Here is a 22,840-nt window from a genome sequence, read left to right on the forward strand (position 1 = left end):
ACCTCTGAAGGGCAGTTGCATGGCCCGCGCGGAGGCGGATGCCGCGCCGTGCGGGGACTGGAGATGGAAAAGGCGGAAAGCGTCGCCGCCTTCCGCCCGTTCGTCTCAGCTGTCCAGGAAGCTGCGGAGCTTGCGCGACCGCGAGGGGTGCTTCAGCTTGCGCAGAGCCTTGGCCTCGATCTGGCGGATACGCTCGCGCGTCACCGAGAACTGCTGGCCGACTTCTTCCAGCGTGTGGTCGGTGTTCATGCCGATGCCGAACCGCATGCGCAGCACGCGCTCCTCGCGCGGCGTGAGCGAGGCCAGAACGCGGGTCGTCGTCTCGCGCAGATTGGCCTGGATCGCCGCATCGATCGGCAGGATCGCGTTCTTGTCCTCGATGAAGTCTCCCAGATGCGAATCCTCCTCGTCGCCGATCGGCGTTTCGAGACTGATCGGCTCCTTGGCGATCTTCAGGACCTTGCGGACCTTCTCCAGCGGCATCTGCAGCTTTTCCGCCAGCTCTTCCGGGGTCGGTTCACGACCGATCTCGTGCAGCATCTGCCGCGACGTGCGGACGATCTTGTTGATCGTCTCGATCATGTGCACGGGAATGCGGATCGTGCGGGCCTGGTCGGCGATCGAACGGGTGATCGCCTGCCGGATCCACCACGTCGCGTAGGTGGAGAACTTGTAGCCGCGGCGATACTCGAACTTATCGACGGCCTTCATCAGGCCGATATTGCCCTCCTGGATGAGGTCCAGGAACTGAAGGCCGCGGTTGGTGTACTTCTTGGCGATGGAGATCACCAGGCGGAGATTGGCCTCGACCATCTCCTTCTTCGCCTGACGGGCTTCGCGCTCGCCCTTCTGCACCTTGTGGACGATGTCGCGGAATTCCTTGATCTGCAGGCCCGTCTCGGCCGCCAGCTCATGGATATTCGTGCGAAGCTCCTGCACGCCGTCCTTCTCGGAGGCGGTGAAGTTCTTCCAGCCCTTTGTCGTGAGACGCGCGACCTTGCGCATCCACTGCGGATCGAGCTCGTTGCCACGATAATGCGACAGGAACTCCGCGCGGTCGACGCCATAGCCTTCGGCCAGCCGCATCAGGCGGGAATCCAGGCCGATCAGCCGCTTGTTGATGTCGTAGAGCTGCTCCACCAGACTGTCGATACGGGCCTGGTTCAGCGACAGCGACTTCACGTCGACGATCACTTCCTCGCGCAGCTTCTTGTAGCGCTTCTCCTCGGTGGGAGAGAGCGTGCGCGACTGCAGGGTCTCCTGGACCATCTGGTCCTGGAGCTTGCGGAGCTTCTTGTAGTTGTCGGCGACGCGGTCGAAGGTCTCGAGGACCTGCGGCTTGATCTCGGCTTCCATGGCGGCGAGCGAGATATTGTTCTCGAACTCGTCGTCCTCGTCGCCGTCGCTTTCGGAATCGGTCGGGACCGGGGGCGGCGCGGCTTCACGCTCCTCCGTCTCCGCCGGTGCGGTCGGGACGCGGCCCTCGGGGCCGGCATAGGTCGCCTCGAGATCGATGATGTCGCGCAGCAGCACGTTGCCGCCGTTCAACTCGTCGCGCCAGATGATGATCGCCTGAAAGGTGAGCGGGCTCTCGCAGAGCCCGGCGATCATCGCTTCGCGACCGGCCTCGATACGCTTGGCGATCGCGATCTCGCCCTCGCGGGACAGGAGCTCCACGGAGCCCATCTCGCGCAGGTACATGCGGACGGGATCGTCGGTCCGGTCGGACGGTTCGCGCTTGCCGGTCTTCTTGACAAGAGCAGTCGGGCCGGCCTCGGCCAGCTCCCGCCCCTCGGATTCCTCTTCGTTCTCGTCCTCGGAGGTTTCGCGCTCGGCCTCTTCAGCCTCCTCCGATTCCACCACATTGATGCCCATATCGGACAGCATCGACATGATGTCTTCGATCTGCTCGGAGGTGACCTCTTCGGACGGAAGAACGGCGTTGAGCTCGTCCACAGTCACATAGCCGCGCTTCTTGGCCTCCTTGATCATCCGCTTGACAGCGGCATCGGACAAGTCGAGAAGCGGACCGTCCTGGACGGCCTGCGGCTCGACTGCCTCGTCCTTGGTCTCTGCGGCGTTCTGTGTGTTCGTTGCCATCAGTGCGTCTCTGCGGCCTACTCGAAAGCGAGCCAAAATGTGGTTAAACGGTCGAACGGACCCTTGCAGCCCTCTCGCTTAAGAGATCCTGAAGAAGACCGCAGTCCGGTATCATTTCATTCTAGCACAAAGCAAGCAGACCGCGCGGGTCGGCCCACTTTACGATTTGAAGGGATGCACGATCCTTGCCATTTCGGGGTCGGATCCTCCATCCGGATGGAGAGTGCGGTTATCCTGGTCCTGGATGTCGCGCAATCGGATCAGGCTCGCGTCGCTGGCCTCACGGCCCAGCGCCTCCGCCGCCGCCTGACGTTCGTTAGATAGCGTTCCAGAACGAACACGCAAGTGGGCAGCGTCATCCCAGATCGTCGCAGCGCGCACGGGATCGGAATCCGGACCGAGCGCCTTGAAGCCCGTGCGCCGCAGCTTGCCCATCACAAGCTCCAGCGCCTCGCCATGTCCGCTGCGCACGAGGCTCGCCTGCAAACCGTCCGCCGAAAGGTCCGGGTTTTCCGCCAGACAGGCAAGAAGGCCGCCCGCGAGCCGCCCCAGGCCGCCCTCGAAATCCATGTGGCTGAAGACATCGAGCCGCTCTTCGGCGATCTCGGGATGGAAAAGCAGGGCGCCAAGCAGCACGGCGTCGCTAAGGCTGAGATCGCGCGACGAGTGCCCTGCCCGCACCATCGGATTACTAAGCAGGCTGGCGGACGGCCCGGTCGGCTCGGCAGCGCCGGGACGCATGAAGCCGGGCGCCCCGCCGCGCTTCATTGCAGCGTTTCGCCCCCTCGCCGCGAAGTTGCGGGCGCGTCCGAACTCGGCATCCATCCGCTCGCGGATCGCCATCTCGTAGAAGCGGCGCACGCTCTGGTCGGCGATCGTGCCGGCGGCGTTCTTCAGGGTCTGTTCCAGTCCGGCGCGGCGCTCCGGCGTGTCGATGGTGGCCGTGCGGGTCTCGCGCAGCCACAGCATCTCCACCATCGGCGTCGCCTTCTCCAGCGTCGCCCCGAAAGCCCTGGAGCCTTCCGCGCGGATGAAATCGTCGGGGTCCTGTCCGCCCGGCAACAGCGCGAAGCGCAGGCTCTTGCCGGGTTTCAGATGCGGCAGCGCCGTGTCGAGCGCGCGGAACGCGGCCTTCAGGCCGGCATCGTCGCCGTCGAAGCAAAGCACGGGCTCGTCCGCCATCTGCCAGAGCAGATGCAGCTGGTTCTCCGTCAGCGCCGTGCCGAGCGGCGCGACCGTCGCCTCGAAGCCCGCCGCAACGCAGGTGATGACGTCGATATAGCCTTCCACCGCGATCACCGGCACGGCCTTGCGGGAGGCGGCGCGGGCGGTGTGCCCGTTGAAGAGCACGTGGCCCTTGGAGAAGAGCGGCGTTTCCGGCGAATTCAGGTATTTCGCCTGCGCATCGGCCGAGAGCGCCCGACCACCGAAGGCGATGATGCGACCGCGCAGGTCGGTGATGGGGAAGATCACGCGGTCGCGAAAGCGGTCGTAGGAAACGGCGATGTCCGGCCCGGCGATCAGCAGCCCCGCCTCCACCATCTGCTCCTGCGAGATCCCCGCGTTCGCCAGATGCTCCTTGAGCGCGCTGCGGGAATTCGGGGCATAGCCGATGCGGAAGCGCTTCAGGATCTCCGGCCCGAGGCCTCGGTCGCGTAGATAGGTCCGCGCCCTCGCCGCGTCCGGGCGGTGCAACTGCTCCCCGAAGAAGCGAGCCGCATGCTCCATCACATCGTGGAGGGAGGCGCGCTTGGCCTCCTGCCGCTCCGCCTGCGCGTTGCGTTCCGGCAGTCGCACACCCGCCTCGGCCGCAAGTTGCTCGACCGCCTCGGGGAAGCTGACGCCCTCCTGCTCCACCATGAAGGTGAAGTGATCGCCGGAGACGCCGCAGCCGAAGCAATGATAGCGGCCCTTCCGATCGTCGGCATGGAAGGACGGCGACTTCTCGCCGTGAAAGGGGCAGCAGGCCCAGTAGTCGCCGCGATTGGGCTGAGACTTGCGCTTGTCCCAGGAGACTTTCCGCCCCACCACCTGCGAGAGCGGCAGGCGGGCACGGATCTCGTCGAGAAGGGATGGGGGAAAGCGCATGAGATCAGACTAGCACGTCGGCGGAGCCGATGCGCGTGCGCATCGGCTCTTGTACCCGATCAACACAGGCCCACCAACACGGGCCGGATCGATATCGGCAGTGGAGGCTCAGCCGGCGGCCTGCGCGAGCAGATCCTTCACGATGCCGTTCACCTGGCCGAAGTTCATCTGCCCGGCATAGCGCTCCTTCAGAGCGCCCATCACCTTGCCCATGTCCTTGGGGCCGGCGGCGCCGGTTTCGGCGATGATCGACTGCACGGCCGCGCGGGTTTCCGCCTCGTCCATCTGCTTGGGCTGGAAGGCGCGGATCACGGCGATCTCGGCGCGCTCCTTCTCCGCCAGTTCCGGCCGGCCATTTTCCTCATAAACCTTGGCCGATTCCTCGCGCTGCTTCACCATCTTGGAAAGCGTCGCCAGAATCTCATCTTCCGAAGCCGCCTCGCGACCCTTGCCGCGCGCCTCGATGTCACGATCCTTCAGCGCGGCGTTGATCAGGCGCAGCGTGCCGGAACGGGCGCTGTCGCGCGCCTTCATCGATTCTTTCAGGGCATTGTTGATCGCGTCACGCATCGTGGTCTGGCTCACGGTTCTTCGGGCTGAATGTAGGAGGGGAGCGGCACGGCGATTGACGCTTGGCGCCGTCCCCACTACTTGAAAGGTCCAATCCCGCATGCAAGCGCGGGAGACCCTTCGCCACATAGAGACGCCAGCGACCCCGTGCAAGCGCGCGGGTGCACGAACACGCGGGAGCCGCCATGACGACGCCGGACTGGACCGAACCGAAAGCCACCGCCCTCCTCGTTCTCGCGGACGGAACGGTGATCGAAGGCATGGGCCTGGGCGCGGAAGGCAAGGCGGCCGGCGAGGTCTGCTTCAACACCGCGATGACCGGCTATCAGGAGATCCTCACCGATCCCTCCTATGCCGGACAGATCGTCACCTTCACCTTTCCCCATATCGGCAATGTCGGCGCCAACGACGACGACGTCGAGACGGTGAACAGCGCCGCCGCGTCGGGCGTGCGTGGCTGCGTCATCAAGACCGACATCAGCGATCCCGCGAACTGGCGCTCCACCCGGCACTTCGATGCCTGGCTGAAGGCGCGCGGCATCATGGGGATCGCCGGCGTCGATACGCGCGCGCTGACCAACCGCATCCGCGACCTGGGCATGCCGAACGGTCTCATCGCCTACGATCCCGAGGGCAATTTCGACGTGGAGGCGCTGAAGGCCGAAGCCGCCGCCCTCCCCTCCATGGACGGGCTCGACCTCGTGCCGGGTGTCACGACGGGCCAAAGCTACACCTGGTCGGAAACGCCGTGGAAGCATGGCGAGGGCTACGGCGTGCAGGGCGACGCGCCCTTCCACGTCGTCGCGCTGGATTTCGGCATCAAGCGCAACATCCTGCGCCTGCTTGCCCGCGAAGGCTGCCGCATCACCGTCCTGCCGGCCACCGCCACGGCCGAAGAGATCATGTCCCACAATCCGGATGGCCTGTTCCTGTCGAACGGCCCCGGCGATCCGGCGGCGACCGGTCAGTATTCGGTGCCGACGATCCGCAACATCGTGGACCAGGGCGTGCCGACCTTCGGCATCTGCCTCGGCCACCAGATGCTAAGCCTCGCCGTCGGCGGCAAGACCACCAAGATGCACCAGGGACATCATGGCGCGAACCACCCGGTCAAGGACAACACGACCGGCAAGGTGGAGATCGTTTCCATGAACCACGGCTTCGCGGTGGATCGCGACAGCCTGCCGCCGAACGCGGAAGAGACGCATATCTCGCTGTTCGACGGCTCTAACGCCGGCATGCGCCTCAAGGACAAGCCGGTCTTTTCCGTGCAGTACCATCCCGAGGCCTCGCCGGGCCCGCAGGACAGCCACTACCTCTTCACGCGTTTCGTGGACCTGATGCGCGAGGAGAAGGCGAAAGCGACCGCGGCTCACGGTCTGTCCCACGGTCCTCGCTGACCCGCGAGCCGATCTCGATTTCCGGCAGCGTTCCGTCCTGACGCCGCGCCTGGCCTGACGGCTGCGGCCCGGTATTCTGGGGCGGCGCGTCGCGCCACGCCCGGCGAGGTGGCGCGCCTTCGCGCACAGCGACTGTTCCTCGCGGCGCTGTCGTCCCTCGCGGGCCTTGCGGCCTCATGGGATTGCGATCGCGCGGCTCCATCGGCGGGACCGGTCGACGGCCGGGAAACAGCAGCGCGAGGATACTGAAGATCCCCCACAGCACGAAAGCGACGACGAAAAAGCCGATCGCGGCCCAGACCGCGTCGGCTACCGACATCGGCACCGCCGGCACATAGTCCCGCAGCACGCCCTGAACCACGCGGCGGTCGGGATGCTGCATGACGATGACCGGCCGCAGCAGCGGCTGCGTCGTCTCGAACTCATCTTTCTGCCGCCGGAGGTTCTGATATCGATCGATCGTGATCCGCATCGTGGAGGCGCGGTCGATCAGGAAGTTCTCGGTCGAGCGCGACAGGGTTTGCAGCGCTTCCTCGCGCGTTAGCCCGTTCTTGGCGGCGTCGGCATCGAGATCCACCACGATCTGGCGGATCTCGTCGAGAGCGCCGCCGAGCCGTTGACGATATTGCTGCGCCACTTCCGGGAGTTGCGAGGTCGCGGCCCCCCCGAGGAGCGCCACGATCAGGATGAAAAGCCGGCGCAGCCACTTCATTTCAGCCTCCCCGGCTCAGCCCGCGCGAACCGCCGCTCAGAGCGTGCGCGCGCCGAACGTGTCGCAGGCATCGATGTTGCCACCCTGAAAGCCGCGCGTGAACCAGCTCTTGCGCTGCGCGGAGGTGCCGTGCGTGAAGCTGTCCGGCACGGCGTAGCCCTGCGTCTGCTTCTGCAGCGTGTCGTCGCCGATCTGGCTGGCGGCGTTCAGCGCTTCGTCGATATCGCCGGCCTCCAGCAGTCCCTGCTGGTTGGTCTTGGCGGCCCAGACACCGGCGAAGCAGTCGGCCTGAAGTTCGAGGCGGACGGACAGGGCGTTGTTCTGCGCCTGGCTGGAATTGGCACGCTCGCGATCGACGCGGGGCAGTATGCCGATCAGGTTCTGCACGTGATGGCCGACCTCGTGGGCCAGCACATAGGCTTCCGCGAAGTCGCCCGGCGCGTGGAAGCGCTGGCGCAGTTCGTCATAGAAGCCGAGATCGATGTAAACCTTGCGGTCGTTCGGGCAGTAGAACGGGCCTGAGGCTTCCGTCGCGTTGCCGCAGCCGGAGCGCGTGGCGCCGGAGAAGAGCACCAGCGTCGGCGCCTGATACTGCATGTTCATCTGCTGGAAGGTCTGCGTCCAGACGTCCTCCGTCGAGCCGAGGACCTTGCCCACGAAATGGCGCATCTGGTCGTTCTGGCCGCCGGCGGCGTTGGAGCCGGCCTGCTGCGACTGGCCCTGCGTCTGGGTCTGAGAGGAGCCACCGTCTCCATTCATCATGGAGAGAAGCGACAGCGGATTGACGTGGAAGACCAGCGCCAGGATCACGATGATGATCAGGCCGCCGATACCACCACCACCACGAATGAGCATAGGGCCTCCGCCCCCGCCCAAACCGCCACCTAGACCGCCGCCCGATCCGCGCCGGTCCTCGATGTTGTCGCTTTCCCGCTGCCCATCGAGACGCATCCCGCTCTCCTCAAACTTTGCCGCACGGGAAAGTCATTGCGCGGCAAAGCGTTCCCTTGCGGGACCGGATCGGTCGAGCGATCGAAGCGTGCGCCTCGATCAGGCGCCCGAACGGAGCCCGATCAGCGAAGGCTCCTTGCCGTCCTTCAGCACGAAGACGGACGCGGTCTGGCCGGAAACGAGGTTCAGCCCCTCGGGAACCTTGTCGAGCTTGACGCGGACGGGCACGCGCTGGGCCAGGCGCACCCAGCTGAAGGTCGGGCTGACATTGGCCAGGAGATCGGTGCTGCGCGTCCGATCCTGCTCGGCGATGCCGGTTGCGATGCTCTCGACATGGCCGGACAGCTTGGCCCGCGTCCCCATGAGATGCACTGAAACGGCGTCACCCACATGGATGCGCGGCAACTTGGTTTCCTCGAAATAGCCTTCCACGCGGAAGCTGTCGGTATCGACGAGCGCGGTCACGCCGGTGCCGGTCGAGACATAGTTGCCGGGACGCAGCTCGAAGTTCGTGACGATCCCGTCCACGGGAGCCTTCACTTCGGAGCGGTCCAGGTTCAGCTTGGCCACGTCGCGGGCGACGAAGGTCTGCTGGAGAGCAGCCTGGTCCGTTTCCACCTGCGAGGCGGCCTTTTCCTTGGTTTCGCGCGACACCACGCCCTCGCTCAGCTGGTTGACCCGGTTAAGGTCCCGCTGGTCCTGATCGAGCGTCGCCTGCTTGCTGGCGATGTCCGCCTGGGCCTGCTTCAGGGCGAGTTCGAAGCGCTGGCGGTCGATGCGGAAAAGCACGTCGCCTGCCTTCACCGGCTGGTTGTCGCGAACGAGAACCTCGGTCACCAGCCCCGACACGTCGGGAGCCACGCTGACGATATCGGCACGCACGTGCCCGTCACGCGTCCAGGGATCCTTCATGTAATAGGCCCAGAGCTGCCAGCCCACGAGGATGGCAGCCACGACTACGATCAGGGTCATGGCAAAGCGGCCGATAAAGCCGAAGAAACGTCTCATGATGAAATCCAGGGAAGAAGAGAACCGACGGGATGAGTGGTGCTGCCGGAAAGCAGGACCACGATGCCCAGAAGAATGACGAACATGGCAAGGTCGAAGAGCGGCCGGTGCCAGACGAGTCGATAGAAGCCGATCCTGCTCAATCCCCAGCGAACGGGGACGGTCAGGAAGTAGGCGATCAGGGCGAACAGCAAGAGCGGCGGGATGAACACGCCGTAAATATCGAGTTCCGCAATCATGCTACGGCCTTGAGTTCCTGAGGAGGCAGGCTGACGGTGGGAGGTGCCGGCTCCGGCGGCACATAGGGAGGGGCATCCGCGAAGAGACTCCGACGCAGGCCCACGAGCGCATGCAGTCCCGCCTGCCCGGCCGAAGTCGTCGCTCCCTCCGCCACCGCCCGAAGCGCCAGATCGAGGCCCTCCAGCAGCGCGCCGTCCGGCAGCAGCGCCATCGGCCGGGATGCCCGGTGACCGTAAAAGTGCGCAAGTTCGTCCAGGAGCGTCCGGACCCGGTCCGAGGCACCTGACGGCAGTGCTCCCGTCGCCTTCTGCAGATCCATGATGTTGAGGCCGACGCGGACGTCGCTGATCGCGGTGGCCGCCGTCAGGTCGGCGCTCGGCGAGACCGCGGCGAGGCGCGGCACCAGCAGGCCGAGGCGATCCAGCATCCGCGCTGTGAAGATGCGCCGATCCGAGGCTCTCACGCCGCTGGCCAGTTCCGCGATATCGCCCCAGCCCGCTCGCAGGAGCCGGCGCGCGCTCCACTCCGCCCCGACGGACCGGATGATGCCCAGCGCCACGGCCGCAAAGGCCATGCCGACCACAAGCGAGAATCCGTTGTTCATGTAGGTCGCGAAGTTGGCGCTGTAGGTCGTCGAAATCGCGAGGAAGGACGAGGTATTCGCCAGCAGCGGCAAGGCGGTCATGAACAGCGCCGGATTGGGAGCGAACGAGCCGACCACGATGAAGAACGGCGCCAGCACGAGCACCAGCATCGGGAAGCCATCGATCTGCGGCAATACCGCATAGACATAGATGCCGCCGATCACCACGGTCCAGGCGGAAGCGATGGCGAAGGCACGCACGCCGGGCACCGGATCGTCCTGGGTGGAGAAGAAGCAGCAGGCGACCGCAGCCATTTCCGCCGCCGTCGCGCCATCGTTCCAGCCACTCGTAATCCAGAAAGCGCAGGATACGAGAAAGATGAAGATCGTGGCAGCCGCGGAGAACATGGCCATGCCCGGATCGAGGTGGACCAGGTGCTGGCGACTGATCCGCTCGACGCTGACCTTCTGCCGCGCGAGCGGCTTTCCCGCCGCGATGAAGCGCTGCAGTTCACGGCATTCGTGCCGGATCGTGACGAGTTCACCCAGCCGCGCGAGCAGGTTCGACAACAGGATCTCGTTCCAGGTGAGATCGGCACGGGGCGCGGGCGTGAGCTCGGCGATATGCGCCAGCAAGGCGTCGGTCTCGCTGCTCTCGTAATCCCGGCCCTTTCTCATCCAGGCCTTGATGTCCTCCAGCAGCTGCGCGACGCCGGGAGAAAGCGGCTCGCCCATCTGCTTCAGCGCGGCAAGGCGATCGGCGATGGATGGCAGCAGCGGCAGCAGCAGCGCCATGCGACGCTGGAGGTTGCGAACCGTCGGCAGCGCCCAGTCGAGACCGGACGTGTCGTAGACGAGATGTTCGGCAAAGCCGTTCATATCCACCGCATCGGTGGCGAGCCGCCTCCGCTCGTCGAAGAGCGTGTTGCCGTCGTGGCTGGAGGAGAGAATGTCGATCGCCCACTGCCCGGCGTCGCGCAGCCACCCGTCAAGCCGGGCGATCAGCACCGGTCCCAAGGGACGCGGCAGCACGATCGTGCTCACGAGGGTGGCGCACACGACGGCCAGCGAAATTTCCTCGACGCGAACCAGCGCTACGTCGAATATCGAGCTCGGGTTGGAAACGACGCCGAAGCCAATGATCGGCGCCGTATACGCCGCCAGCATCGCGATATAGCTGCGCGGGGTGCGATCCAGCAGGGAAATATAGAGACAACCGCCAACCCACAGCGCCATGGCGAGACAGAGCAGCACCGGCGCATCGACGAGGTTCGGCACCATCACGACGGCGGCAGTGCCACCGATGATGGTTCCGAGAAGGCGGAAAACGGCCTTGGATCGCGTCGCCCCGGTCAGCGGATTGGCGATCACGTAAACGCTGAGCATCGCCCAATAAGGCCGTTCCAGCCCAAGGCTGAGCGCGATGTAAAGCGCCAGCATGGCCGAAACGAAAGCCTTTACCGAGAAGATGATCTCGGGAAGCGTCGGCGCCCTCATGGAAGAATGTCCTCCTGCTGGCATTCCGCCAGCGAACCCTCCATGGCTCCGAAAACGCGGAGCGTGGCTTCCAGATCCGCCGGCGATACCGAGCCCATCAGCTTTTTCCTGAGATCCATCAGAACAGCATCGACCCGCACGGCAAGCCGCTGACCCTCTTCCGTCAGATGCAGGGTCTTGGCGCGGCGGTCGGCGGGATCCTCGTGGCGCTCGATCAGGCCACTGGAGCAGAGCTGGTCAAGCAGCCGCACCAGCGTGGAGGCTTCGATGTCCATCTCCTCCGCAAGCGCGCCCTGTCGCATCCCGTCCCCCATGCGCCCGATCAGGACGACGGGAACGGCGGAGGCTTCCGACAGCTCGTAGCGACGAAGAATCCGGTCCACCTCACGCCGGTAAAGGCGCGGCAGCCGATGCATCGACCGGATGAACTCGGCCCGCAGCTGGACGACATCTGTTTGCATGGCACATAGTTAGGATCAGAAATATAAGTTAGCAAGCCTGTCGCGCGATGGCTCCCATGCCAGAACGTCGCACAATTGCCGCGAGCAAAGCATGGGCCGGGCACCGCCTGAAACGCGAAAGCTGAAACGCGAATGCGCCTCAGCTTTCGGGATCGCGTCCCTCGTTGCGCCGCCAGCCGCTTTCCGTGCGCACGCGGGAGAGCGTCTCGCGCAGATGCGGCGCCATTTGCCCCTCCGGCGCGCCCCGCCCGGTCCCTCCCGGGGCGAGCCGCGCCGAGAGGTCGATGCCCGGGCGCAGGCCCACGGCATCGGCCCCGCTTTCCAGCCAGTCGGTCGCCGCCGCGCGGCCGAGATCGCGGAGATGGGTGAGGAAGTCCCATTCCGTGTTGTACTTGGAGGTGGTCGACAACGAGTTCAGCGCCGCGTCGGCGGCCACCGCATGAAGCCGGATCCGCTTGTATTCGCGCCGGTCGAGCTTCCCCTCGTCGACCAGCCGAGACACGAAGTCGATGCTCCTGAGTTCACTCATGAGCGAGGCGTTGAAGGTAATCTCGTCCAGCCGGTTCAGGATCTCGCGCGCCGAGCGCGGCACTTCCCGCCGCTCCACGGGATTGATCTGCACCAGCAGGATGTCTTCGGTGACAGTCTCGTAGAACAGCGGAAACAGCGACGGATTGCCCATGTAGCCGCCGTCCCAATAGGGCACGCCGTCGATCTCCACGGCCTGGAAGACATGCGGCAGGCAGGCCGACGCCATCACCGCTTCCGCCGAGAGTTCCGGCCCGGAGAAGACCTTGACGCTGCCGTCGATGACATTGGTCGCCGAGATGAAGACCTTGATCCCGGACGCGCGCACCCGGTCGAAATCGATCTGCTCGCGGATCGTTTCCAGCAGCGGGTTGATGTTCAGCGGATTGAGGTCGTAGGGCGAATAGAAGCGCGAGGCGACGTCGAAGAGCAGGAAGGCCGGCGAGTTCTCCAGCGACCAGCTGCCGGTCAACCGGTCCCACATGGTCCGCGGCACGGGGCTCGACCACCAGTGCTGACCCATCGCCCGCCAGAAGTCGTGCAGCGTTTCGCGAGCCCCGTCCGCGCCGCCGCGCGCGAATCCGTCGGCGAGGCAGACGGCGTTCATCGCCCCCGCGCTGCAACCCGAAATTCCCTCGATCGAGAAGCGATCCTCCTCCAGCAGCCGGTCGAGCACGCCCCAGGTGAAGGCGCCATGGGCGCCCCCGCCCTGCAAGGCCAGGTTGATCGGGCTCGCCGCGCCTGCCCGGTCTTCTGCGTCCCGCTCGCTCACCGGCCCCTCCCCGCACCCGCCATACCGTTCGCAGCGTCTATACCGCCTGCGAAAGGCAGAGGACCAGACTATCGATGCGCGGGCAGTCATCCTATGATCACGATCTTGCGCTATGGCGCGCGGATCGAGCGCGTTGACTTCCGCGCTTCCCTTCGTCACCTGTTCCTCAGAAAGAGGTCTCTCATCATGGATCAGGCAAACCGGGATCAGATAATCCCCGCCATGCCGCTGCCGCGGCGCCGTTCGGTTCCCGTCGATGTCGGCGGCGTGGTCGTTGGCGGCAGCGCACCGGTCGTCGTGCAGTCCATGACGAATACCGACACCGCGGATATCGAATCGACCGTCCGGCAGGTTGCCTCGCTGGCGCGCGCCGGCTCCGAGCTCGTGCGCATCACCGTCGACCGCGACGAAGCGGCCGCCGCCGTGCCGCATATTCGCGACCGCCTTCGCGCCATGCGCATCGACGTCCCGCTGATCGGCGACTTCCACTATATCGGCCACAAGCTGCTGACCGATTTCCCCGATTGTGCCGAGGCGCTCGACAAGTACCGGATCAATCCGGGCAATGTCGGCTTCAAGGAAAAGAAGGACCGTCAGTTCGGCACCATCATCGAGACGGCCGCGCGCTACGGCAAGGCCGTCCGCATCGGCGTCAACTGGGGCTCGCTCGACCAGGCGCTGCTGACCAGCCTGATGGATGCAAACTCGGTCGCCGCCCACCCCGTCTCCGCGTCGGCGGTGATGAAGGAAGCGATGGTCCAGTCGGCGCTGATGTCGTCGCAGCGCGCCGAGGAAATCGGCCTGCCGCGCGACCGCATCATCCTGTCGGCCAAGGTCAGCAACGTACAGGAGCTGATCGCGGTCTACCGCATGCTGGCCTCGCGCTGCGACTACGCCCTGCATCTCGGCCTGACGGAAGCCGGCATGGGCTCGAAGGGCATCGTCGCCTCCTCCGCCGCGCTCGGTATCCTGCTGCAGGAGGGACTTGGCGACACGATCCGCATCTCGCTTACGCCCGAGCCCGGCGGCGATCGCTCGCTTGAGGTCAAGGTCGCGCAGGAACTCCTGCAGACCATGGGTTTCCGCGCGTTCCTGCCGGTCGTCGCGGCCTGCCCCGGCTGCGGCCGAACCACCTCGACACTGTTCCAGGAGCTTGCCAAGGACATCCAGTCCCACCTGACCGAGCGCATGCCGGTCTGGCGGGAAATGTATCCGGGCGTGGAAGAGATGAACGTCGCGGTCATGGGCTGCATCGTCAACGGTCCGGGTGAATCCAAACACGCCGATATCGGCATCTCCCTTCCCGGCACCGGCGAGACGCCGACCGCCCCCGTCTTCATCGACGGACAGAAGGCGATGACGCTGCGCGGGCCGACGCTTGCCGCGGATTTCAAGCAGATCGTCGAGGAATATGTCGAGCGTCGCTTCGGCGCCGCCGGACAGGTGACGGACGCCGCCTGACATTCATGTGATCCATGCGCCGCATCGATACGGAAGCGGATATCGCGGAAGCCGTCGCGGCGCTGGCGGAGCTTGATCCCCGCCTCGCCGCCGTTCTCGGCGTCGCGGGAAGCGTGCCGCTGCGGCGACGCGCCGGCGGCTTCGAAGGCCTCGCCCGCACGATCATGGGCCAGCAGATCTCGGATGCGGCGGCCGACGCGATCTGGACGCGCTTCCGAGCGGCGGTCGAGCCCTTCACGCCCGCTCAGTACCTCGCCACGCCAGTCGAGACCTTGCAGACGGCCGGACTTTCGGCCGCCAAGATCCGCACGCTGACCGGGATCGCCACCGCCCTCACCGAGCACCTCGACCTCGACGCGCTGCATCTGGTGCCGGCGCAGGAAGCCATCGCCGCGATGACCGCGCTCAAGGGCATCGGCCCCTGGACGGCCGAGGTCTATCTCCTCTTCAGCGCCGGCCATCCCGACATCTTCCCCGCCGGCGATCTCGCCTTGCAGGAAGCGGTCCGCGACGCGTTCGGTCTGGAAGCACGGCCTTCCGAAAAGGCGCTGCGCGAGATGGCGGCGCTCTGGTCGCCCTGGCGCGGGGTCGCGGCGCGGCTCTTCTGGGCCTATTACCGGGTGCGCAAGAACTTGAAATCGGAATTCCTGCAATGATCGACGGACCGCGCCTGCCCCCTTCCTCCGGCGGAAAGGCGAAGAGCCTTGTCGTCTTCCTGCATGGCTACGGCGCGGATGGAAACGACCTGATCGGGCTTGGCCGGGAATGGTCGCGCATGCTGCCCGATACCGCTTTCGTCTCCCCGCACGCGCCCGCCCCTTGCGAGCAATCCGCGCTCGGTCGGCAATGGTTCGGCCTTACCTCCCGCGATCCGCACGACCTCGCGCGGGGCGTGGAATCGGCCCGGCCGGCGCTGGACGGCTTCCTTGATGCGGAATTGCAGCGCCACGGTCTGGACGAGAGCGCCGTCGCGCTGGTCGGCTTCAGCCAGGGCACGATGATGGCGCTGCATGTCGGTCCGCAGCGCAAGAAAACGCTTGCCGGCATCGTCGGCTATTCCGGGCTTCTCGCCGACCCGGCGTCGCTGGCGCTTCCGTCGATCAGCAAGCCGCCGGTGCTGCTCGTCCACGGCGACGGAGACAATGTCGTGCCTGTCGGCAGCCTGCTGGTGGCGGCGCAGGCGCTGGGCGCGGCGGGGCTGCCGGTGGAGTGGCACGTGTCGCGCGGCATCGCTCACAGCATCGCCCCCGACGGGCTGTCGATCGGTGGCGAATTCCTGAAACGCGTGTTGCCGGAATGATCGCAAGGGCTTGAAGAACGTTCCCAAGTGAACCGCAAAGTAGTGGCTTCACAACACTGTCACGAGGGCTGTAGACTATCGGTAAGCAGGAAGGGGATCAGTCCCGATTCCCTGATCTACGAAGACCGGTATGACGATACACGTCTCTCCCGACGCGCATCCGGCTCTAGTGCTGAATGCGGATTTCAGACCGCTCAGTTACTACCCCTTGTCGTTGTGGTCCTGGCAGGACGCGATCAAGGCGGTGTTTCTGGACAGGGTCAACATTGTCTCGGAATACGACTTCCTTGTCCGAAGTCCGAGCTTCGAAATCAAATTGCCCAGCGTCGTTTCGCTGAAGACCTACATCAAACCGTCGCGCAATCCTGCCTTCACCCGCTTCAACGTCTTTCTGCGCGACCGTTTCGAGTGCCAATATTGCGGATCCACCGACGATCTCACCTTCGATCACTGGGTGCCGCGATCCAAGGGCGGCCAGACCACCTGGGACAACGTCGTCACCGCCTGCTCTCCCTGCAATCTTCGCAAGAGCAACAAGAGCTGCGACGAGATCGGCATGTGGCCGAGAAAGCGGCCCTTCGAGCCGACGGTCTTCGACCTCCACAATAATGGTCGCCTCTTCCCGCCGAACTTCCTTCACGACAGCTGGCTCGACTATCTCTACTGGGATGCCGAACTGGAGCCGTAGGCTTTCGCCGGGGGAGATCTTCCAGCCGATCCGGCGAATGGCGGCCTGAGCCTCAGACCCCCTTCGCCGCGCGCGTTGCGCCGAAGATGCCGAGCAGGGCCAGAAAAGCCGAGATCAGCACGTTCCACCCCGCGAAGGACAGCCCGGCGAAGCGCCAGACCGCATCCTCGCAGCTAGGGCCATGGATCCCGGCCTGCAGGCTACCCAGCACCGAGGCGGCACTCTTGACGCTTGTGCTGGGAGAGCAGGAAGCCGGACCCGGCCAGAACTTCCACTCCACGCCGGAATGAAAGATCGCCAGCCCGGTATTGTAGAGCGCCAGGATCGCCAGCACGATGAAGAGCGGCGCCAGCACCCAGCGCGGCGCGCGTTTCCACGCGGCGACGATCGCCACCAGCGCGACCGGCACTTCCAGATAGAACGGCGTTCGCTGCATCAGGCAGAGGTGGCAGGGCTCGTAGCCGCCGAGATACTGGAAGCCGAGCGCGCCAAGAATGGCCGCCGCCGCAACGACGAAGATCAGGGATGCGACGCGGAGGGATTCGCGCTTCCCCCACCAGCCTTCAACAGTCACGACCAAATCGACCTCCTCAGGCCAGGAACTTGACGGCGAGCAGTCCGCCGACAACGACGATCAGGAAACCTGCGGTGACAAGACCGAGGCGCTTCTCGATGAAGATCCGAATCGAATCGCCGTAGGCCCGGAGCAACGCCGCCGTCAGAAAGAACCGCGCCCCCCGCGTGACGGCTGACAGCAGGATGAAGGGGATCAGATCGTAACCGGCGAAACCGGACGCGATCGTCACCAGCTTGAAGGGGATCGGCGTGAAGCCCTTGAGCAGGATGATCAGAGCGCCATACTGGTTGTAGGCGGCGCGGAACGTTTCCATGCTGTCGCCGAGGCCGTAGACCCGGATCAGCCATCCGCCGAGCGTATCGAAGAGCAGCGCGCCGATCGCGTAACCCACGATGCCGCCGAGAACCGACGCGACCGTGGAGATCGCGGCAAAGAACCACGCGCGGTCGCGGCGGGCGAGCACCATTGGCACCAGCAGCGGATCCGGCGGGATCGGGAAGACGGAGCTTTCCGCGAACGAGACAACGGCCAGCACCGCCGGCGCATTCCGCGTGGAGGCAAGCCGCATGGTCCAGTCATAAAGGGGGCGAAGCATAGGATCCTTCCCTGAGGCATTTCGCCCTACCGCGTCCGGATGCTGAAGGCCAGTGAACCGTTTGTTATTGAAGCGACGCCACGGGGCTGCCGAAGCGAAAATGGCTGCCGCTGGCGGCTGTCGAAAGGAACGATCGAATGAGTGAGACGACATGGCGGGCCGATCCGCTGGTCTGGGGTCGCGGTCCCCGGGTGTTCGAGGTTTTTATCGAACCGACCTGTCCCTTCTCGGTGAAGGCCTTCCGCAAGCTCGACGAGCTGCTCGCCGAGGCCGGCGAGGATCGCGTCACCGTCAAGATCCGCCTCCAGTCGCAGCCCTGGCACCTTTATTCCGGCGTCATCGTCCGCTGCATTCTGGCAGCCTCGACGCTTGAAGGCGGCAGGCAAGCGGCAAAGGCGGTGATGAAGGCGGTGGCGGATCACCGCGAGGAATTCGAGTTCGAGCGCCATTTCGGCGGCCCGAATCGCGACGCGACACCGAACGAAATCATCGCCCGGATCGAAGATTACAGCGGCGTCCGGCTGGCCCAGGCCTTCGCCATTCCCGATCTCGACCGCGAGATCAAATGGCACTGCAAATATGCGCGCCAGAACGGGATCCACGTTTCGCCCACCTTCATGATCGACGGGCTGGTGCAGGCCGACATGAGCAGCGGCGATGCGGTTGCGGATTGGGCGGCGCGCCTGCTGAAGGACTGAGTTCCGTCGAAGCGCGGAGGTTCTTCGCGCCTCGACACGCGCACCCGCGGCAATCATCTGGAAATCCACCGGCAGGTATCGTATAGCAGCCCGGTCCTGCCCCGGCCGCACTGCACGCGGGGGCTGCACCGTGCGGGTGTGGTGGAATTGGTAGACGCGCCGGACTCAAAAAGTGGTTTGTCTACCACACACAGGTTTTGCGATGGTGCGAAACTTTAATAAGATCAACTAGTTGCGAAGACAGGATTTCAAGCCCCCGCAGGTCGAGATTCGCGCTAGGTGCAGTATAGGTGCAGGGAGCGCCGGCTGTAATCGGCGGCCTAAGGGTGGGACATTCTCATATCTTCGGCCCTCTCCGGCCACGGTTCCTTTCGTGCGCTTATGAAAGCCTGCGACGAACATTGCGGTGCGAAGACTTTCCGTCTCCTCTATGAATTCACGTGAACAATGCTAGAGTGAGAACGAACCGTAAACGACTGTCGGGTATGCTGATGGATGCTGAGGGCCAAATGACGGACACCACCAAGCCTACCTTCTACGAATTTTTCGCCGGTGGAGGAATGGCCCGCGCCGGTCTCGGCGGCGACTGGAAGTGCGTTTTTTCGAATGACTTCGATTTTAAAAAGGGCGCGGCATATCAGTCCAACTGGGACAAGGACGGTCAGACGGTCCTCAAGGTGGGTGACATCCGTACGGTCGAGATAAGCGAGCTGCCGGGCATCGCTGATCTCGCCTGGGCATCCTTCCCGTGCCAAGATTTATCACTAGCTGGCGGCGGCGCTGGTCTTCGGGGCGAGCGCTCCGGCACCTTCTACCCGTTCTGGGACATCGTGAAGCTTCTAATCGCTGAGGGTCGTGCTCCGCGCGTGGTCGCGCTTGAGAACGTCACCGGCACATTAACTAGCCACAGCGGCAAGGATTTCGAGGCAATATGCCAGACCTTCTCTGAGAACGGCTATAGATACGGCGCACTGGTGATCGACGCCGCTCTGTTCGTGCCGCATTCGCGTCCGCGTCTGTTTGTTGTTGGTGTCCGTGACGATGTTGAAGTCGAGGACGCCATGGTTTCCCCCGGTCCGATCGAGCCTTTCCACACTCGCGGTCTGCAGGCGGCCTACGAACGGATAAATGACGAAGCTAAAGGGAATTGGTTGTGGTGGAACATGCCTACGCCGCGGCATCGCAACACCGTTTTTGCAGATCTTATTGAGGAAGAGCCAAAGAGCGTAAAGTGGCACACTGCTGCGGAGACCACGAAGCTACTCGGTCAGATGTCGCCTATCAACCTGGCGAAGGTCGAGGCTGCCAAACGCGCCGGACGTCGCATGGTCGGTGCCGTGTATAAGCGAACGCGCATCGAAAACGGCATAAAGCACCAGCGCGCCGAAGTGCGCTTCGATGATCTAGCAGGCTGCCTTCGCACCCCTGCCGGCGGCTCGTCGCGTCAGGTTATCGTTGTGGTCGACGGCAATCGCATTCGCTCGCGCCTCATCTCTTCCCGCGAGACCGCACGCCTTATGGGGCTCGATGAAGAGTACGTGCTTCCGAAGAACTACAACGAGGCCTACCACCTTACTGGCGATGGCGTCGCTGTACCCGTCGTGAGGCATCTAGCCCATCACTTGATCGAGCCCCTTCTCAAGCGCCAAAAGGCCCGGGATGCTGCTGCTGCATGAGTGTCATTCCCTGTGAGCAGAACGCTGGCCTACGCGACCAGATCGAGAAGTTCGCAGAGGTCCTCAAGACCCAAGCTCATCTTCTTGGCAAACATGGGCTCGACGAAAAGGAGTTCTACAATTCCGGGCTGTTTCGGGGTGCGGTTGAGCGTATTCGAGGGCAGTACTCGGCGACTATGCGGCCGAAGCGGGAGTTCGTGCAGCATGTTCTCAACCACATGGAGGACTCTGGCCTGATCGAGGGTTGGGATCTCAGCGAGGCAGCCGAGCGCAGTGACTATTGGGTCCGCTTGACGCATGGCCGCAACGCAGTGATCGCCCTTACAGGCGGTATGGATGGGAACAACGTCACTCTATTCGAACGCCCTGGCTCTGCGGACGAGTTCATCATCTGGAGCATTATGACTAATGCTGCCGGCGATCCTCGGCGCAATGCGTGGTCTGGTATCCACACCCGGCTGTCGGCCGAAATGATCGCACGCGACCAGCAAGTCGATGGTGTGATCATATGGGACATGGTGTGCGGTACCGTTGGCCGGCCGTGCCCAAAGATCATGGGGGAGGACGGACCCAGGCTCACCGACCTCGGTCCTTTCCGCGTTCCGCCACCGTGCGTCTACATGTTCCCCGCTATAGTGCCAGCTGGTGCTGTAACGAAGGCCATCGCGCAGCAACTCGCCGACGTCACGCTGCTGCAGGCTTTCCACACCTGCTTCGGCGGCCGGGACGACGAGGTCAACTTCGTGGATTTCGAAATTCAGCTCACCGGTTCCGAAACCTGGCGGAAGACTACCGTAACTCGTGCAGATATAGTCCAAGTCGAATCGGAGATGACTCCAATCCGGAGGGGCTGAATGGCGGCGGAGAAGAAACCGGACAATATCAATATCCCACCATTCGAGACCGAGGACCTTCGCCGTAACCTAGTCACCTTCCTTGACAGCGAATTTGATGACGCCATCACAGGCGGGAAGCGCCGCGTCGGCAATTTCAGGTGGGGCGTTTACATCTTCTACGATTACGACGGTGAGCCCATCTATGTAGGGCAGACCAACGAGATGCTCCGCACCCGCATCCGCCGTCACCTTACCAACCAGCGGACCGATGCGGTGGCTATGTCCGTCCTCGACCCGTTCGAGGTCTATGAAATTGAGGTATTCCCCCTCCCACAGTTTCAGGACATTAATAGCACCGCAGACCGGGCAGCTGCGCGGGCGCATCTAAATGCCCTGGAGCATGCTGTTTTCGGCAAGGCGATCGCAGGTAGCCAGTTTAAAGCGATCCTCAACGAAAAGGACCCGCCTGTACCGACCGTGTCGATTGAGATTCCGCCTTCTTTCAAGTTGCGCGTCGTTTCAGATGAGGTCGCTAATATCAGGAGCCATCCCGATTTCCGGATTGCCCGCCGCAGCCTAATCATCTCGCGCCTAGCGCAGGTGATATCCGAACGTAAGGTTCAGGGCGGCCTACGTCGGGTTCTGTTGACGCAGGCGAAACGCCTGCAGTGGCTTGCGGAACGTCGCTACGTGGCCTTGGGCGGTGCCGCGTCTGTCGAGGCAGAGAACGGTGACGAAGGCGAAAACGACTGATCCTCAGCGTAGCGCGGTAATGAGGGCGGTCAAGTCGAAGGACACGGTGCCCGAAATGGTCGTGCGCCGGCTGGTACATGGGCTGGGCTACCGGTACCGGTTACATCGCAGGGACTTGCCGGGCAATCCAGACTTGGTGTTTCCCGGTCCGCGCAAAATTGTGCTCGTTAACGGATGTTTCTGGCACGGTCACGACTGCGCCCGGGATGCAAGACAACCGAAGGCAAACTCGGAGTATTGGAAAGCCAAGATTAACTGCAATGTTGAGCGCGATCAGCGCAATTTCGGAGCGCTGCAAAAGGCCGGGTGGCAGGTGCTGATCATCTGGGAATGCGAAACCAAAGCGAGAGACCGCGAGCGGCTCACGGAGTGTCTCGAAAGATTTCTTTCTACCAAGCCACCTCACAACCCAGATAGTCGCGGAACACCATTCTGACGCGATTACCATCGTGCTGCGTCACCCGATAACGATACCTGCCTTGCTGGACGACCAGCCAGCCTTCGGAGAAGACGTCCGGGCCGGCGATTAACAACCGGTTCAGCGCTCTACTTCCCACCTCTGGCCACAAGTCGAACGCTGGTTCGTCTTGTTCGAAAAGTCTGCGCTCGTCTGCCGACATAAGCTCCAGAGGCTTGATCAAAACGAATTCGGGTTCATCGATCTGGGGCTCGTTCAGTTCATACGCCATATGGCAGCGGGCGTGCTTGATCACCACACGCTTGATACGGTTCATATCGGCATCCCAAACGACACGACCGTCCTTATCCTGCCGCGTGCTTGCCAAGGTTGCCGCGAGCTTCGCATCGTTTCTGAGTGTTCGCGAGATCTTCGACCGTTCGATCCGGTCAGGATCGACGAAACCCACCATCACGCATTCCAGCAAGCAGGCCATGTACTGCTCATCGAGGGAGAACCCATGATTGCATTCACGGCATGAGGACGCGACCGCTACATTTTCGGGAAGCGGTTCGTCGAGGAAGACTTTCGAAGGAACGTGATCCCGGCTTTCGTCGGCACCGCTACCGCAGTGCACGCAGTATCCCTTATTTCTGTCGTCGCCGTAGTCTGGGATTTGTCTCATCGGCTAGCCACCTTAAACTTTGAATCCAAGCATAGAAGGTGTAATCGGAGCTTGTTGGTCTCACGCAGCCTTCAACCGAAGAGGTCATCCCCGGTTGCCCGCTGGCAAGTGACGTTGTGACCTGCCCCTAAGAATATCCTCCACGCGGCGTTAGAGTCCGGCCCTTGAATGACGTGCTCCCCGAGTTTGGACCGCCCGGCTGGAGGATTTCCGGGGGTGCTGCTCAGGCTGTCGCACCGTCTCCTGAGCGTTTCATCAGCTCGA

The 22,840-nt window shown here is 63.8% G+C and carries 23 protein-coding genes; 10 read left to right on the top strand and 13 right to left on the bottom strand.

Features of this window, described 5'->3' with window-relative positions; all coding sequences use genetic code 11:
• Window positions 1–105: 105 nt before the first annotated feature.
• From rpoD to BMY25_RS08060, 3 genes are all read right to left on the bottom strand, one after another.
• Complete coding sequence (rpoD, locus tag BMY25_RS08050) at window positions 106–2,100, bottom strand: RNA polymerase sigma factor RpoD (protein WP_092496111.1); 1,995 nt, start codon at window positions 2,098–2,100, stop codon at window positions 106–108.
• A 159-nt stretch (window positions 2,101–2,259) separates the two neighbouring features.
• Window positions 2,260–4,188 (bottom strand): DNA primase, encoded by a 1,929-nt coding sequence (gene dnaG, locus BMY25_RS08055; protein ID WP_092496112.1) that lies wholly within the window; start codon window positions 4,186–4,188, stop codon window positions 2,260–2,262.
• Window positions 4,189–4,296: 108 nt separating this feature from the next.
• On the bottom strand, window positions 4,297–4,758 hold the full coding sequence (locus BMY25_RS08060; protein WP_092496113.1) for a GatB/YqeY domain-containing protein: 462 nt from the start codon (window positions 4,756–4,758) through the stop codon (window positions 4,297–4,299).
• A 185-nt stretch (window positions 4,759–4,943) separates the two neighbouring features.
• On the opposite strand from BMY25_RS08060, the gene carA reads away from it, so the two are divergent.
• On the top strand, window positions 4,944–6,158 hold the full coding sequence (carA, locus tag BMY25_RS08065) for a glutamine-hydrolyzing carbamoyl-phosphate synthase small subunit (protein ID WP_092496114.1): 1,215 nt from the start codon (window positions 4,944–4,946) through the stop codon (window positions 6,156–6,158).
• Here the strand turns inward: carA and BMY25_RS08070 are convergent.
• The 7 genes from BMY25_RS08070 to BMY25_RS08100 all read right to left on the bottom strand — a co-directional run bounded on the left by BMY25_RS08070 (window position 6,079) and on the right by BMY25_RS08100 (window position 12,910).
• Window positions 6,079–6,870 carry a DUF2937 family protein gene (locus tag BMY25_RS08070; RefSeq protein ID WP_092496115.1) on the bottom strand — a complete coding sequence of 264 codons (792 nt, stop codon included), beginning with the start codon at window positions 6,868–6,870 and terminating at the stop codon, window positions 6,079–6,081. The two genes, carA and BMY25_RS08070, sit on opposite strands and share 80 nt — an antisense overlap.
• Window positions 6,871–6,906: 36 nt before the next feature.
• Window positions 6,907–7,821 (bottom strand): KPN_02809 family neutral zinc metallopeptidase, encoded by a 915-nt coding sequence (ypfJ, locus tag BMY25_RS08075; RefSeq protein ID WP_092496116.1) that lies wholly within the window; start codon window positions 7,819–7,821, stop codon window positions 6,907–6,909.
• A gap of 99 nt (window positions 7,822–7,920) precedes the next feature.
• The gene (locus tag BMY25_RS08080; protein WP_092496117.1) at window positions 7,921–8,829 is read right to left on the bottom strand and encodes an efflux RND transporter periplasmic adaptor subunit; all 909 of its coding nucleotides are present in this window, start codon (window positions 8,827–8,829) and stop codon (window positions 7,921–7,923) included.
• Window positions 8,826–9,068, bottom strand: a complete 243-nt coding sequence (locus BMY25_RS08085) for a DUF1656 domain-containing protein (protein ID WP_092496118.1) — start codon at window positions 9,066–9,068, stop codon at window positions 8,826–8,828. The genes BMY25_RS08080 and BMY25_RS08085 overlap by 4 nt, the downstream gene beginning before the upstream one ends.
• The gene (locus BMY25_RS08090) at window positions 9,065–11,149 is read right to left on the bottom strand and encodes an FUSC family protein (RefSeq protein WP_177176779.1); all 2,085 of its coding nucleotides are present in this window, start codon (window positions 11,147–11,149) and stop codon (window positions 9,065–9,067) included. The genes BMY25_RS08085 and BMY25_RS08090 overlap by 4 nt, the downstream gene beginning before the upstream one ends.
• Window positions 11,146–11,610 carry a MarR family winged helix-turn-helix transcriptional regulator gene (locus BMY25_RS08095; RefSeq protein ID WP_092496120.1) on the bottom strand — a complete coding sequence of 155 codons (465 nt, stop codon included), beginning with the start codon at window positions 11,608–11,610 and terminating at the stop codon, window positions 11,146–11,148. The genes BMY25_RS08090 and BMY25_RS08095 overlap by 4 nt, the downstream gene beginning before the upstream one ends.
• Before the next feature lie 139 nt (window positions 11,611–11,749).
• Window positions 11,750–12,910 (bottom strand): patatin-like phospholipase family protein, encoded by a 1,161-nt coding sequence (locus tag BMY25_RS08100; protein WP_238858218.1) that lies wholly within the window; start codon window positions 12,908–12,910, stop codon window positions 11,750–11,752.
• 186 nt (window positions 12,911–13,096) lie between these two features.
• On the opposite strand from BMY25_RS08100, the gene ispG reads away from it, so the two are divergent.
• From ispG to BMY25_RS08120, 4 genes are all read left to right on the top strand, one after another.
• Window positions 13,097–14,371 (top strand): flavodoxin-dependent (E)-4-hydroxy-3-methylbut-2-enyl-diphosphate synthase, encoded by a 1,275-nt coding sequence (gene ispG / locus BMY25_RS08105; protein WP_092496154.1) that lies wholly within the window; start codon window positions 13,097–13,099, stop codon window positions 14,369–14,371.
• Window positions 14,372–14,385: 14 nt separating this feature from the next.
• The gene (locus BMY25_RS08110) at window positions 14,386–15,027 is read left to right on the top strand and encodes a DNA-3-methyladenine glycosylase family protein (protein ID WP_092496122.1); all 642 of its coding nucleotides are present in this window, start codon (window positions 14,386–14,388) and stop codon (window positions 15,025–15,027) included.
• Window positions 15,024–15,671, top strand: coding sequence for an alpha/beta hydrolase (locus tag BMY25_RS08115; protein WP_092496123.1), 648 nt, complete (start codon window positions 15,024–15,026; stop codon window positions 15,669–15,671). Before BMY25_RS08110 ends, BMY25_RS08115 begins: the two co-directional genes overlap by 4 nt.
• Before the next feature lie 130 nt (window positions 15,672–15,801).
• Entirely contained in the window at window positions 15,802–16,359 is a 558-nt protein-coding gene (locus BMY25_RS08120) for an HNH endonuclease (RefSeq protein WP_092496124.1), read from the top strand.
• 52 nt (window positions 16,360–16,411) lie between these two features.
• Here the strand turns inward: BMY25_RS08120 and BMY25_RS08125 are convergent, their stop codons facing one another.
• Window positions 16,412–16,933 carry a disulfide bond formation protein B gene (locus BMY25_RS08125; protein ID WP_092496155.1) on the bottom strand — a complete coding sequence of 174 codons (522 nt, stop codon included), beginning with the start codon at window positions 16,931–16,933 and terminating at the stop codon, window positions 16,412–16,414.
• Window positions 16,934–16,949: 16 nt separating this feature from the next.
• Window positions 16,950–17,531 (bottom strand): YqaA family protein, encoded by a 582-nt coding sequence (locus BMY25_RS08130; protein ID WP_092496125.1) that lies wholly within the window; start codon window positions 17,529–17,531, stop codon window positions 16,950–16,952.
• A 137-nt stretch (window positions 17,532–17,668) separates the two neighbouring features.
• Here BMY25_RS08130 and BMY25_RS08135 point away from each other — a divergent pair, with 137 nt between their 5' ends.
• From BMY25_RS08135 to BMY25_RS08155, 5 genes are all read left to right on the top strand, one after another.
• Window positions 17,669–18,229 carry a DsbA family protein gene (locus BMY25_RS08135; protein WP_092496126.1) on the top strand — a complete coding sequence of 187 codons (561 nt, stop codon included), beginning with the start codon at window positions 17,669–17,671 and terminating at the stop codon, window positions 18,227–18,229.
• A 509-nt stretch (window positions 18,230–18,738) separates the two neighbouring features.
• Window positions 18,739–19,905: a DNA cytosine methyltransferase gene (locus BMY25_RS08140; protein WP_092496156.1), complete on the top strand. Its 1,167-nt coding sequence runs from the start codon at window positions 18,739–18,741 to the stop codon at window positions 19,903–19,905.
• A complete protein-coding gene (locus tag BMY25_RS08145; protein ID WP_092496127.1) occupies window positions 19,902–20,759 on the top strand; it encodes a hypothetical protein in 858 nt (285 codons plus the stop codon). The genes BMY25_RS08140 and BMY25_RS08145 overlap by 4 nt, the downstream gene beginning before the upstream one ends.
• On the top strand, window positions 20,760–21,494 hold the full coding sequence (locus tag BMY25_RS08150; RefSeq protein WP_092496128.1) for a GIY-YIG nuclease family protein: 735 nt from the start codon (window positions 20,760–20,762) through the stop codon (window positions 21,492–21,494). It abuts the gene before it with no gap.
• Between the two features lie 19 nt (window positions 21,495–21,513).
• On the top strand, window positions 21,514–21,930 hold the full coding sequence (locus BMY25_RS08155; RefSeq protein ID WP_092496129.1) for a very short patch repair endonuclease: 417 nt from the start codon (window positions 21,514–21,516) through the stop codon (window positions 21,928–21,930).
• On the opposite strand, the gene BMY25_RS08160 is transcribed toward BMY25_RS08155, so the two are convergent.
• The gene (locus BMY25_RS08160) at window positions 21,884–22,576 is read right to left on the bottom strand and encodes a hypothetical protein (protein WP_143061911.1); all 693 of its coding nucleotides are present in this window, start codon (window positions 22,574–22,576) and stop codon (window positions 21,884–21,886) included. The two genes, BMY25_RS08155 and BMY25_RS08160, sit on opposite strands and share 47 nt — an antisense overlap.
• Window positions 22,577–22,840 lie beyond the last annotated feature (264 nt).

The organism is Faunimonas pinastri (genome assembly GCF_900110915.1).
Taxonomy (GTDB): domain Bacteria; phylum Pseudomonadota; class Alphaproteobacteria; order Rhizobiales; family Afifellaceae; genus Faunimonas; species Faunimonas pinastri.